The 12,769-nt window shown below is 46.7% G+C and carries 12 protein-coding genes; 6 read left to right on the top strand and 6 right to left on the bottom strand.

What is annotated here, in order from left to right; translation table 11 throughout:
- Window positions 1–217: 217 nt before the first annotated feature.
- Together purH and purD are read left to right on the top strand one after the other, a co-directional pair.
- Window positions 218–1,810 carry a bifunctional phosphoribosylaminoimidazolecarboxamide formyltransferase/IMP cyclohydrolase gene (purH, locus tag OCU77_RS16230; protein ID WP_048899809.1) on the top strand — a complete coding sequence of 531 codons (1,593 nt, stop codon included), beginning with the start codon at window positions 218–220 and terminating at the stop codon, window positions 1,808–1,810.
- Between the two features lie 218 nt (window positions 1,811–2,028).
- Entirely contained in the window at window positions 2,029–3,318 is a 1,290-nt protein-coding gene (purD, locus tag OCU77_RS16235; RefSeq protein WP_048899808.1) for a phosphoribosylamine--glycine ligase, read from the top strand.
- 91 nt (window positions 3,319–3,409) lie between these two features.
- Here the strand turns inward: purD and OCU77_RS16240 are convergent, their stop codons facing one another.
- Both OCU77_RS16240 and hupA read right to left on the bottom strand, forming a co-directional pair.
- Complete coding sequence (locus OCU77_RS16240) at window positions 3,410–4,105, bottom strand: DUF1481 domain-containing protein (RefSeq protein ID WP_048899807.1); 696 nt, start codon at window positions 4,103–4,105, stop codon at window positions 3,410–3,412.
- Between the two features lie 44 nt (window positions 4,106–4,149).
- A complete protein-coding gene (hupA, locus tag OCU77_RS16245; protein WP_048899806.1) occupies window positions 4,150–4,422 on the bottom strand; it encodes a nucleoid-associated protein HU-alpha in 273 nt (90 codons plus the stop codon).
- Window positions 4,423–4,647: 225 nt separating this feature from the next.
- Between hupA and OCU77_RS16250 the strand changes: the two genes are divergently transcribed.
- Window positions 4,648–5,703 (top strand): CNNM domain-containing protein, encoded by a 1,056-nt coding sequence (locus tag OCU77_RS16250; RefSeq protein WP_048899888.1) that lies wholly within the window; start codon window positions 4,648–4,650, stop codon window positions 5,701–5,703.
- A gap of 106 nt (window positions 5,704–5,809) precedes the next feature.
- On the opposite strand, the gene brnQ is transcribed toward OCU77_RS16250, so the two are convergent.
- Window positions 5,810–7,126, bottom strand: a complete 1,317-nt coding sequence (brnQ, locus tag OCU77_RS16255) for a branched-chain amino acid transport system II carrier protein (RefSeq protein ID WP_048899805.1) — start codon at window positions 7,124–7,126, stop codon at window positions 5,810–5,812.
- Window positions 7,127–7,702: 576 nt separating this feature from the next.
- On the bottom strand, window positions 7,703–8,290 hold the full coding sequence (locus OCU77_RS16260) for a YjaG family protein (protein WP_048899804.1): 588 nt from the start codon (window positions 8,288–8,290) through the stop codon (window positions 7,703–7,705).
- A 129-nt stretch (window positions 8,291–8,419) separates the two neighbouring features.
- Between OCU77_RS16260 and OCU77_RS16265 the strand changes: the two genes are divergently transcribed.
- A complete protein-coding gene (locus OCU77_RS16265; RefSeq protein WP_048899803.1) occupies window positions 8,420–9,331 on the top strand; it encodes a D-2-hydroxyacid dehydrogenase in 912 nt (303 codons plus the stop codon).
- Between the two features lie 6 nt (window positions 9,332–9,337).
- Window positions 9,338–9,919: a uracil-DNA glycosylase family protein gene (locus tag OCU77_RS16270; protein WP_048899802.1), complete on the top strand. Its 582-nt coding sequence runs from the start codon at window positions 9,338–9,340 to the stop codon at window positions 9,917–9,919.
- A gap of 113 nt (window positions 9,920–10,032) precedes the next feature.
- On the opposite strand, the gene hemE is transcribed toward OCU77_RS16270, so the two are convergent.
- Together hemE and nudC are read right to left on the bottom strand one after the other, a co-directional pair.
- Window positions 10,033–11,100, bottom strand: a complete 1,068-nt coding sequence (gene hemE / locus OCU77_RS16275) for a uroporphyrinogen decarboxylase (RefSeq protein ID WP_048899801.1) — start codon at window positions 11,098–11,100, stop codon at window positions 10,033–10,035.
- A 255-nt stretch (window positions 11,101–11,355) separates the two neighbouring features.
- Window positions 11,356–12,117, bottom strand: coding sequence for an NAD(+) diphosphatase (gene nudC / locus OCU77_RS16280; RefSeq protein WP_048899800.1), 762 nt, complete (start codon window positions 12,115–12,117; stop codon window positions 11,356–11,358).
- Between the two features lie 150 nt (window positions 12,118–12,267).
- Between nudC and OCU77_RS16285 the strand changes: the two genes are divergently transcribed.
- Window positions 12,268–12,750 carry an Rsd/AlgQ family anti-sigma factor gene (locus tag OCU77_RS16285; protein ID WP_048899799.1) on the top strand — a complete coding sequence of 161 codons (483 nt, stop codon included), beginning with the start codon at window positions 12,268–12,270 and terminating at the stop codon, window positions 12,748–12,750.
- The last annotated feature ends 19 nt before the right edge of the window (window positions 12,751–12,769 follow it).

The following is a 12,769-nucleotide window of genomic DNA, read 5'->3' on the forward strand; positions in this document are numbered from 1 at the left end:
TCTCCTTTCCTCACAAAGTATCCGTGGAAACCGCAAGGCAAACGTTTGCGCAACAGATGAAATCATGTAAAATACGCCTCATCAACCTATCACGCCATTAAATGACTCGGCACTACGCGATTTTAGCCGAGGATATTTCCCAAAACCAAACTATGGCTAATCTGCAGCTTAGTTTTGGAAAATATCCTATCCCCGTGTATTGAAAGAGATGCTTGCAATGGAAAACGCTCGTCCTATCCGCCGTGCGCTAATTAGCGTATCAGACAAAACTGGTATTGTAGAATTCGCGCAAGCGCTAACAAACCGTGGTGTTGATATCTTATCAACTGGCGGCACTGCTCGCCTACTTGCTGAGCAAGGTATCAAAGTTACTGAAGTTTCTGATTACACTGGTTTCCCTGAAATGATGGATGGCCGTGTTAAAACCCTTCACCCGAAAGTACACGGCGGTGTATTAGGCCGTCGCGGCCAAGATGACGCAGTGATGGAGCAACACGGTATCAACCCTATCGATATGGTGGTCGTGAACCTTTACCCATTCGCTGAAACCGTCGCCAAAGAAGGCTGTACCCTAGCGGATGCTGTTGAGAATATCGATATCGGTGGCCCGACTATGGTGCGCTCAGCAGCGAAAAACAACAAAGATGTAGCGATTGTGGTTAACGCGCATGATTACGACCGTGTTATCACGGAAATGGATGCGAACGAAAGCTCTCTAACGCTAGCGACTCGCTTCGATCTGGCTATCGCAGCATTCGAGCACACAGCGTCTTACGACGGCATGATCGCGAACTACTTCGGTACTATGGTGCCATCGTACGGCGACAATAAAGAAGGTGATGAGGCATCGAAATTCCCTCGTACCTTCAACCAACAGTTCGAGAAAAAACAAGACATGCGCTACGGTGAAAACAGCCACCAAGCCGCAGCTTTCTATGTTGAAGCAAATCCTGAAGAAGCATCGGTTTCCACCGCCCGTCAAATCCAAGGTAAAGCACTTTCATACAACAACATCGCGGATACGGATGCAGCACTTGAGTGCGTTAAAGAATTCGACCTTCCCGCGTGTGTGATTGTAAAACATGCTAACCCTTGTGGTGTGGCGCTAGGCGATAACATTTTGGAAGCGTACGACCGCGCATACAAAACCGACCCTACGTCAGCATTTGGCGGCATTATTGCATTCAACCGTGAACTAGACGCGGCAACAGCAACGGCTATCACTGAGCGTCAATTCGTTGAAGTCATTATTGCTCCTTCTGTGTCTGCTGAAGCGGTGGGCATAGTGGCAGCGAAGAAAAACCTACGTCTACTTGAATGTGGTGAGTGGACAACTAAAACGACGGGCTTCGATGTTAAGCGCGTTAATGGCGGCCTGCTGGTACAAGACCGTGATCAAGGCATGGTTAATAAAGATGACCTTAAAGTAGTCTCTAAACGTACCCCTAATGCTGATGAGCTGCGTGATGCACTGTTTTGTTGGAAAGTAGCAAAATACGTGAAATCAAACGCGATTGTTTATGCAAAAGGCAACATGACTATCGGTGTCGGTGCTGGCCAAATGAGCCGTGTTTACTCTGCGAAAATCGCAGGTATCAAAGCAGCTGATGAAAACCTAGAAGTTGCAGGTAGCGTGATGGCATCAGATGCCTTCTTCCCATTCCGCGATGGTATTGATGCAGCCGCAGAAGCAGGAATCACTTGTGTGATTCAGCCTGGTGGCTCAATGCGTGATGACGAAGTGATTGCCGCTGCCGACGAACATGGTATGGCGATGGTATTTACAGGTATGCGCCACTTCCGCCACTAATTTTCTCATCGTACTTAGCATTGTGGTGGTGTTAACTGCTTTCACCAACTACGTTGAGCAAAACTGATAATTTTGTTTTTTTAAATATTTCGATATTTGAAATACGTTAGAGCAAGTCAGTGGCTTTAGTTTAAGGAAAACACGCTCACTTATGACCATAAGTGAGCGTGTTTGACACAGAAATAGAGACACTGACGCAGCTATAAGGATTTTAAAACATGAATGTATTGATCATTGGCGCAGGCGGTCGTGAACACGCTTTAGGCTGGAAAGCCGCTCAGAACCCAAATGTTGAAACCGTCTTTGTTGCACCTGGTAATGCAGGCACAGCGCTTGAGCCTAAACTAGAAAATGTGGCAATTGGTGTTGAAGACATTGAGGAATTGGTCGCATTTGCCAAAGAAAAAGCCATTGAACTCACGATTGTTGGTCCTGAAGCTCCTTTAGTGATTGGTGTCGTTGACGCCTTCCGTGAAGCAGGTCTTCCAATTTTTGGCCCAACTCAAGCGGCTGCGCAACTTGAAGGCTCTAAAGCATTCACTAAAGACTTCCTAGCTCGCCATGGTATTCCTACAGGTTCTTACGCAAACTTCACTGAGATTGAGCCTGCGATCGCTTACGTTCGCGAGCAAGGCGCACCAATCGTAGTGAAAGCTGACGGCCTTGCGGCAGGTAAAGGCGTTATCGTTGCCATGACCCTGACTGAAGCAGAAGATGCAATCAAAGACATGCTAGCGGGTAATGCATTTGGGGAAGCGGGTAGCCGCGTGGTTATCGAAGAATTCCTAGAAGGCGAAGAAGCGAGCTTCATCGTGATGGTTGATGGTGCAAGCGTATTGCCGATGGCCACCAGCCAAGACCACAAGCGTGTTGGCGACAAAGACACAGGCCCTAACACTGGCGGCATGGGAGCTTACTCACCAGCACCTGTGGTAACGCCTGAAATCCACAATCGTATTTTGGAAGAAGTTATCTACCCAACGGTACGTGGTATGGATGCAGAAGGTGCACCATACACAGGTTTCCTTTATGCCGGTCTAATGATCGATGCTGACGGCACACCTAAGGTTATCGAATACAACTGCCGCTTCGGCGATCCAGAAACCCAACCTATCATGATGCGTATGGAGTCTGACCTTGTTGAACTTTGCCTAATGGCGATCGATGAGAAGCTAGACCAAGCGGAATCTAAGTGGGATCCACGCGCTTCTATCGGAGTGGTATTGGCGGCAGGTGGCTACCCAGCTGATTACGCCAAAGGTGATGTGATTTCACTGCCAGCAGGCGAGACTGAAGGCCAAAAGATTTTCCATGCGGGGACGGCAAACAACGAAACGGGCAGTGTAGTGACCAACGGTGGTCGTGTACTTTGTGCTACTGCACTCGGTAACAGTGTTTCTGAGGCTCAGGAGCGTGCTTACGCGCTAACCAAGCAAGTAAGCTGGAATGGCATGTTCCATCGTAACGACATCGGTTACCGTGCGATTGAGCGCGAAAATAACCAATAGCGATTTTCTACTCGCTCACAGCAGCTATCCACAGAGCATCAAAAAACGCGCCTAGTGCGCGTTTTTTATTCGCTCTTATTTGATGACAAATTTACTCAGCGATCGGTGGGGGAACTAAACAACTGCCACCTTCTTGTAGCAACAGCAATTCAGTCGCCGTCACTTCATTCCGGCGAACTTTACCGACAACAGCAATAAAATAGCCTCCCTGCGGCGCTGCTAACTGTTTATTCAAGTGATCAGGTAGTGCTGGTGTAAAGGTCACTTTCAGCGCCTTACCATCATCACAGCGTACTAAGGTGCCATCACGCCACTGACCTTGAACTAAACGTTGCCCCTCTTTATTTTGCGCCCTCATCGTACTCAAGGCACGCGCAGCCTGTTCGGTATAACGGTGCAGCTGAGTATCGGATAACGGCAATACGATATCGTCGACCAAATAGCGTTGGAAAACCGCTTTACCTTGGGTGTCATAGCGGACATGCAATGAGAAAGGTTTTACGCTATCGCCTTGCAGCTGCTGCCCAGTGCGCTTTACTTCACGCAGTTTGCCAGCACGCCAACGATAAACAGATTCATAATCACCGTAATCGCCCATCCACACATGTTCAGAGAGATCGATAGGACGATTCTGACGATGGGTATACCAATAAACAGATGTCGTGTCGCCAAGGGTTTGGCCACCAACCTGCGTCTCAATTTGCGTGACGGGATTATCAGGGATGTTGGTTGATTCACAACCGGCAAGCAGAAACGATGAGAGGAGAAAAAGAAAAGATCGCTTCATAAAAGAAAAACTCCGCCAGAATAAGGATACTGGCGGAGTATAGATTATTTCACTGCGTCTTTCAGTGCTTTACCAGAAACGAATGCAGGAACATTTGCTGCTGCAATTTGAATCTCTTGACCCGTTTGTGGGTTACGACCAGTGCGAGCTGCACGGTGGTTCACTTTGAACGTACCAAAGCCAATAAGTTGAACTTGGTCGCCTTCTTTAAGCGCGTCAGTAATGCCCTCAAGTGTTGACTCTAGTGCAGCTTTAGCTTGAGCTTTAGAAAGATCCGCTTTTTCTGCGATCAGGTCAATCAGTTGGGTCTTGTTCATTTGGTGTCCCTTCTAAGGTTTTTCTTCAGACGCATCAACTCTAATTCAAAAGAAGCCTTTGTGGCAAAGGTTTGTCAGCCATCATTTGCTTAGATGCAGACTCTTTAACCATAAACTGAGCGCAAGTTCACAAAATGTTACGCATTTAACAAGTGAAATAATTGTATCTACTTCTCGCAAGGACGAATAATATAAACGTAGTCTATTAATAAAATGCAGGTAACCATGTTACTCCTTACGATTTACATCGCAGTTGCGATTGGTGTTTCGTTTATATGTTCGGTGTTAGAAGCTGTTCTTTTGAGTATATCGCCAAGCTACATTGGCACATTGCGTCAACAAAACCACCCGGTGGCTCCTCGTTTAGCCGCCCTAAAAGACAATATTGATCGCCCACTGGCATCAATCTTAACCTTGAATACCATTGCACATACCGTGGGTGCTGCCACTGCCGGTGCACAAGCTGCGATTGTATTTGGTAGCCAATGGCTAGGGGTTTTCTCAGCCTTCCTAACCTTCGCTATTTTATTATTTTCAGAAATCATTCCGAAAACCATCGGCGCAACATATTGGCGTCAACTGGCACCTATGTCAGCGACAGTCTTACGCTGGATGGTATGGGCATTAACGCCATTTGTTTGGGTGTCAGAGCAAATCACTCGTCGTTTGGCACACGGTCATGAAGCGCCTAAATTACGCGATGAACTTTCCGCGATGGCGATGCTAGCCCGTGAATCTGGTGAGCTCGCAGAAGGGGAATCCAAAATACTGGCAAACTTGCTGGAGTTTCGTAACGTCAGCATCACCAAAATCATGACACCACGCCCAGTGTTATTCCGTGTAGAAGCTGAGCAAACAATCAATGAGTTCTTAAGCGCACACAAAGATAGTCCGTTTTCACGTCCGCTGGTTTACAGTGAGCAAAAAGACAATATTCTGGGTTTTGTGCACCGACTAGAGCTGTTTGCCGAAAGCCAAGCTGGTCGTGGTGGCCAAGAATTAGGTGCATTAATGCGCCCTATTCCTGTGGTGTTAAATACGGTGAGCGTCCCTACAGCCTTTGAGCGTTTAATGAAGGAACGCTCCCAGCTGGCATTGGTGGTCGATGAATACGGTACGGTTCAGGGCCTCGTCACCCTTGAAGATGTATTTGAAAGCCTAGTGGGTGAAGAAATTGTCGATGAAGCCGACACCAACACCGACATGCAGCAATTGGCATTTCAACGCTGGGAACGCTGGAAAAAACTTCACGGTGTTATTGAAAGCAAAGACGAAGAATAAGACAAGGTATAGCATGCTGCCATGCTGCTATCCGAAAACAAAAAGGGACCTAACGGTCCCTTTTTTTACGTGCTTAACCTGCCAGTTGGCCTCTTTACATCACTCACTATGATGCAACTGATGCCATCTCTGCTGAGCGCGCTTTCATTTTAGACATTGAGTACACCAAGCTCATCACTAACATCACGACCGCTGGCATAATCCAGCTTGCATAGAAATTATAAAGCGGCAGTGATTGCTCTAGTGTCTCATTTAAGCCTGTCGGCATCTTACCTAAGATATGTAATGCATCCACACAACCAAACACCGTTGTTGTGATAACCGTTGCCATCACGGCTCCTTGGGTTAAGCGCTTGCGTACCGGGGCAATAAATAGCAATACAATCGCAATCGGGTGTAAGGCTACAACAACAGGTAAAGTAATCGCTAGCAACTGATCCAAACCAATATTTGCCACCAAGCCAGACGCTATCATGGTTGCCCACACACTGGCCTTGTACGATACCGGGGTAAATGTACGACTGTAGAATTCACTGCCTGCTGTCGTAACACCAATCGCAGTCGTCAAACACGCCAATACCATGACAGAGCCCAATAGCAAGGTACCATAAACACCAAAGTGCAAGGTCGTAAATGCCGTTAAGATTTCACCACCGTTTGAGAAATCTGAGCCTAGATCTGCGCTGGTACTCCCGATATAAGCTAATGCAATATAAACCAAGGCCATCGCGACGGCATACATCGCTGCTGCGTAAAAGGTATATTTCGCAATTGCTTTCGGTGCAGTGACACCCATACCCTGAATCGCGCGGAAAATAACCCAACCAAAACCAATAGAACCCAGCGCATCCATCGTCATGTAGCCCTGAGTTAGACCTTCTGCTAAAGCATTCTGTTGATACACTTCAGCGGTTGTCACAACATCCCCACCAGGAAACGCCACCGCGAAAACACCCAAGGTCGTTAGCATTACAATCAAGACCGGCGTTAGCCATTTACCTAGCGAGTCCACCAGCTTACCTGGATACAACGAAAATAAGATAGCCGCTAAACAAAAAGCTGCAGAGAAAAAAGGAAGCGCGGCATCGCCAACAAAAGGGGCGAAAGTAAATTGATAAGCAACCGTAATGGCACGAGGAATAATAAAAGCAGGGCCAATAACAATGAAGACCATCACCCAAAAGCTGGTTGCAACACGGCGTGGTAGTGCCGCGGTTAGATTGTCAGAGCCATTTACGATAGCCACCATTACCAGCGCTAATGCTGGTAACCCAACGCCTGTAAGCAAAAAGCCAACCATGCCACTTAAGAAGTGATCACCCGCTTGATAGCCCAAAAAGGGAGGGAAAATTAGATTGCCTGCGCCCAAATACATGGCGAAGGTCATAAAGCCTAAAGCGGCGATATTGCGTGCACTTAACATAGTTATCCTCGGCGTTTCATTACCAAAGCCAGATCAATAAGGTGACCAAATTGGCTGTGTTTGCATTGGTATATCGGTGTAGTGAAATCAGCTTGGAGGAAAGTTAGTAAGGAGGGATATTATTGATATTATTCCTGCCAACTTTCTCAAGCTGACAGAAATTGCGTATAGCCTGTCAGCTCCGAATCAGGTTCAGAGAGAGGAGGAGTAGCGCAGGCATCGCAACCAGTGCGATATTCTGACAAATTGTGCGTACGAATGTATTCACAGTGACTCCTACCCCTAAACAGGGACTATCCATAATCATAAAAAGAGGGACATCCTCTTTTCGTTCGATGGCTAATGTTATAAACGTCTCGACGATAACAAACAAGCACCAAAATAAAATAAGTTTTTTGGATTACACCACAACCAGTAATCAGCATATTGCGCTGGTTTTTGACTCTCAAAGCAGAACTATTCACTTAACAAGTGACTAACAAACACAAACACCCTATAAGCGGGATAAACGACAAACAATACGCACAAAAAAGGAGCCATTCGGCTCCTTAATAGAATGATGCGATTCAATGCTGCTTATAAAGCAATACCGATATTACTAACAGGTTCATCACGAAGCTCATCGCGTAAGCTACGAATTAGTTCAATATCACGTTTCTCTGCATCTTTCAGTGCGCGGAAAATTGCCCACTGCACATCCCACTCTTCACATACGGCTTCATTTTCTTTTTGGTTCTCGTTGGTGATTTCTTCACCCGAGCGAGCCATTTCTAAATCCGCAACGGTTTCTGCTGACAGCGAACTGATCTTGTTGATCGTCTCCAGCATAAGATCACGATCCAGCATGGCGTGGAGTAAATCAGCCAAAGCGACACAAGCGTCAATTGCAGGATTCACCGCGTAAAGGTCAAAATCATCAGCACTTGGGACCATATCTTCAAGCTTTTCTAATTGCTTTTCGAAGTTAATCTTTGCCGATTTAACCGTTAAGATTTCCCAGATGCTATCGAGGATAACGCGGTAGGTATAAGCGTCGGCAAACTCCGTTTCCTCACAGAACAGCACATAATTGGGATACATACGTTCACATAACGACACCATAAAAGTAAGGTGTTGCCACGGTTCTAATTTCTCTAAACGAAGCTGAACTGGATTTTTTAGCATGGAATAATCTGCGATAGTGGTTTGCAACGAATTCTACTTGATAATACCAAGCTGAACAATTAACTACAGGCTTCAACAGCAAGATCGATAAGAATCCCACCATATTCATCAGCCCAAAAGGAAAATGGCATGCACAAGGTAATGATCGTCTCGCGTCAACATCGGGTTTACCGCGATTTACTCGCTCAATCCTCTCTGCCAGACTTGAGCGTAACCGACGATCCTCAACAAGCCACTATCATTCTAGCGGATCCGCCACGAATTGCGGATCAACTGGATGACTACCCCAAATTACAGTGGCTACAATCCACCTTTGCTGGAGTTGATGCGCTAACGGCACCTCAGCTACGCCGCGATTATCGTTTGACCAATGTACGAGGCTATTTTGGCCAGCTAATCAGTGAATATGTACTGGGGTTTCTGATCGATCGCTTTCGCCATATCAGTCATTATCAGCAGCTAAACCAACGACAGGCTTGGCAGCCTCAGCCCTATCGTTCATTAGCCGATCTGAAGATTGTCATCTTAGGCACAGGGTCGATCGGCACGCACTTAGCCCAAGCGAGTCAAGCATTAGGTTTAACCGTTATTGGCGTCAACCGCCGAGGCCATCATAATAACCCTGCGTTTGCTCGCAGCTATTCTCATGAATCACTCAGCGATGCCTTGGCTCAGGCTGATGTCATCGTCTCAACCTTGCCTGCGACCACAGAAACCAATGATTTGCTCAATGCCACCAGCCTACAAGCCTGCAAACAGGCATTGTTATTTAATGTCGGGCGCGGTAATGCCATCTGCGAGCACGGGTTATTAACCGCTATCAAACAGGGACATATTGCCCACGCTTATCTGGATGTCTTCAAACAAGAACCTTTACCACCCGCACATCCATTCTGGGCAAGTGAACACATCACAATCACCCCACATATCGCGGCGGAAAGTTTTCCCGAGCAAGTTATGACTATCTTTACCGAAAACTACCACCGTTTCCGTCAGCAACAAGCGCTACAATACTCAGTAGACTTCCAACAAGGCTACTAACACAAGATGACGCAACATTTTAGCAACCTGCTAGATCGTGTGCGCGCGTGCACGATCTGCCACGATCATCTCCCATTGGGTCCTCGCCCTATTGTTCAAGCAAACCCACAGGCACGATTGTTGATTATTGGGCAAGCACCTGGCACTCGCGTCCATGAAACTGGCATACCATGGAATGACCCCAGCGGTGAGCGTTTGCGTACTTGGCTCGATCTTCCACCTGACATATTCTATGACAGTAGTAAAATAGCCATTATACCCATGGGACTTTGCTACCCCGGCAAAGGAAAATCAGGCGATCTACCGCCACGACCAGAGTGTGCCCCTCATTGGCACCCTCAACTATTGCCAGTGCTGCCTAAGATCGGCATGACTTTGCTCATCGGTCAGTACGCACAAAAGCACTACCTAACGGATAAACCCAAAACACTGACTGAGACCGTTAAGCAGTGGCGAACGTGGGCACCGCAATATTTGCCGCTGCCTCACCCATCGCCACGTAATACGCTGTGGCTTAAACGTAACCCATGGTTTGAAGAAGACGTAGTGCCTTATATCCGTGATTACGTCCACCAGCACCTGAAGTAATAAGACTTTATCTTGAGACAAAAAAAGCCCACACCGTAGAGGTATGGGCTGTTCATTCATCTTTATGTCACGCGTTACCTCACTCAAAACAGCTAAGGCTAAGCGTTAACGTATTATTTGTGGTATGGCTTAGACAGCTCATGCACTGCTTCTACAAATACACCCGCGTTTTCAGGCGGCACATCTAGGTGAATACCGTGGCCTAGGTTAAAGACATGGCCTGTACCTTCGTCACCGTAACCTTCAAGGATAGTTGCCACTTCTTGGCGAATACGCTCAGGTTGAGCATATAACATAGAAGGATCCATGTTGCCTTGCAGTGCAACTTTATCGCCAATACGTGCTTTGGCATCCGCAATATTAATCGTCCAATCTAGACCAACCGCGTCACAGCCTGTTGCTGCGATTTGCTCTAACCACATGCCACCATTTTTGGTGAATAGGGTGACAGGTACACGGCGGCCTTCGTTTTCACGGATCAGACCATCAACAATCTTGTGCATGTAACGCAGTGAGAACTCGTTGTAATCACGTGGTGTCAGTACACCGCCCCAAGTATCAAATACCATCACAGATTGCGCACCCGCTTTGATTTGTGCGTTGAGGTATTCAATCACGCTATCAGCCAGTTTATCGAGCAATAGGTGTAGGGTTTGTGGCTCTGCATACATCATCTTCTTGATCTTGGTGAAGGCTTTTGAGCTACCACCTTCAACCATGTAAGTCGCTAGTGTCCATGGGCTACCAGAGAAACCGATCAGCGGCACTTCACCTTGAAGATCTTTACGGATCTGACGCACTGCGTTCATAACGTATTGCAGTTCACCTTCAGGATCGGGCAGGCCAATTTTTTCTACGTCGGCTTTGCAAGTAATTGGACGCTCAAATTTAGGACCTTCACCTGCTTCAAAGTAAAGACCCAGACCCATCGCATCTGGAATGGTTAGAATGTCTGAGAATAGGATCGCCGCATCAAGTGGGAAACGACGCAGTGGCTGAAGGGTTACTTCACTTGCCAGCTCAGCATTCTTACACAGCGACATGAAATCACCAGCAACGCTACGTGTCGCACGGTATTCTGGAAGATAACGGCCAGCTTGACGCATCATCCACACAGGGGTGCAATCTACTGGTTGCTTTAGCAACGCACGTAGGTAACGGTCATTCTTTAATTCGCTCATTTGAAACTCCATGGGTAAATTCTGTCGCGTATTGTATCACTCCCTAGCGGCAACAAAAGAGGGCAATTGTTAAGCAGATCAAGTTTACTGCAACATTCTGATTACTCTATTTGTGAGAGAGCCATAAGACGTGATACAAAACGAGCGTGCTAGCAATAATAACAACGACTTACTCATCAGAGAGTAATGAATCACACCTTATCCCTCCCTTCGGAGGGTTTTTTTATCTCTGACTCCCTCCCTACCTCTTTAGAGTTATTTCATTTTTTCTAACGATAATTCGATAAGGTGCCGAGCAATAGTTCCCTTAGGAGCAACCTCAGGCAGGGTTGCTTTCGTGGCCCAAACAGCATCACTCAACTCAGTATAATCTGGCTTTAATTCACCGCTTTGGTAGTCGGCTAAAAAGCCCATCATTAAATTAGATGGAAATGCCCACGGCTGGCTGCCGACATAACGAATATTACTGACAATGATCCCCGTTTCTTCTAATACTTCACGAGCCACGCATTGCTCTAGCGTTTCACCCGCTTCAACAAAGCCTGCAATAACAGTGTACATGCCTGTCTTATGGCGAGGGTGCTGTGCTAACAACAACTCGTCACCACGGCGCACTGCGACAATCACGCACGGTGAAATACGCGGGTAGTGGTGGCTATCGCACTGCTGGCACACCATGGCAATATCCATTTCAGCTAACTGGCATTGGCCACCGCACGACGGACAATATTTTTGGGTATGCAGCATATGCGACAGTTGCGTTGCACGCCCCACTAAATCAAATAAAGCTGGCGCCACATCCAATAATTCACGTTGAGTGTGAAAATCTGCACTATTCAGCGCTTCGGGCGCTTCAAGCCAATACACAGGGTGATTATTGTATTCACCAACTTTTCTTGCCAAATCAGTATCAAACGCCAATTCATTGGCAGTAAGTAGTGGAAGTTCACCAAATGGAAGGTAAACCTTACGATCTTGTACTACACACCAATACGCTATTTCTTGTTTATTTAACATCAATGTTACATCCATCCTTGCAGGGTACCGTTTTTACTGGCAATCTAAACTTGATAACGGAATATGAATCCGCATACAAGGTTCTCTTTATTAAGAGTTTCATAGGTATAGTATCTTGTTAGGATACTGGTAGATCATGAGGGCATGGTCATGTTGAGTAAATTTGAGCAAGTACAACAACAATGGGGCGGCACCAGCGACGTCATTGACCACTGGTTAATGTCACGTCAACAGTTGCTGATTGATTACTGTAAACTTGCAGGGCTACCGCCCTTTGAAAGCAGTAAAAATCAACTACCTGAAGCCTCTCAATTACAACTATTCTCGCAACAACTCGTCGATTATATTTCCGCTGGCCATTTTAAGATCTATGACATGGTGATGGCACGCTGGAACGATACGGGATATTCTCCGACTGAAGATATCTCCCAGCTATACGTAAGAATCACCCAAACGACCGATCCCCTATTAAATTTCGCTGACCGCTATTGTGATGCTGATGAAGCCACAACGATGGATAGTTTCGATCAGCACTTATCCGCAGTTGGTGAGCTTATCGAGCAGCGTTTTGCACTTGAAGATAAGCTGATTGAATTAATCAGCGAAAGCCTGGCTTGCCCTCCGGGCGCATAAAGGCCAGCAAGTAACAGAT

It is taken from the genome of Photobacterium swingsii (assembly GCF_024346715.1).
Lineage (GTDB): Bacteria > Pseudomonadota > Gammaproteobacteria > Enterobacterales > Vibrionaceae > Photobacterium > Photobacterium swingsii.